Origin of the sequence: Myxococcus sp. CA040A, from assembly GCF_013336725.1 — a bacterium.
GTDB lineage: Bacteria > Myxococcota > Myxococcia > Myxococcales > Myxococcaceae > Myxococcus > Myxococcus llanfairpwllgwyngyllgogerychwyrndrobwllllantysiliogogogochensis.
In genome coordinates this window covers 1-379 of sequence record NZ_JABUMR010000068.1, presented here as the reverse complement: position 1 = coordinate 379, position 379 = coordinate 1, and the positions used below count along the sequence as shown (strand labels likewise).

The window sequence follows — 379 nt, the reverse complement described above, 5'->3', positions numbered from 1 at the left end:
GACGGACAGCCGGGGACGGGTGTCCTCCGTCGAAGGCGACCTCTACCTCGTGCCCGACCAGGTCCGCAGCGAGTCCGCGCAGAGCAGAGGCAACAAGGAGTACCTCGTCGACAAGAATGGCCGACGGGTTCCCCTCAAGGTCCAGACGCAGGTGGATGGCCGGACGGTGCAGGAACACCTCAAGTACCGACACGACGAGGGCGGCCACCTCATTGGCGCTCAATTCGGCGGACCGCCTGAGTTCCTCAACTACGTGCCACAGACCCGGTATCAAAACGGCTCTGTGACGAATCGCTCGGACGACCCTCGCACGCGTCTGAATGACGAGAATGCTCCGCCGGGTACGGGTCCCCAGTTCTTCCGCAACTGGTATGAGTTC

Annotated in this window: 1 protein-coding gene; it reads left to right on the top strand. The window is 63.1% G+C overall.

What is annotated here, in order from left to right:
- On the top strand, positions 1-379 hold a 379-nt coding region (locus tag HUA75_RS46130; protein ID WP_174490146.1), incomplete at both ends, for a DNA/RNA non-specific endonuclease.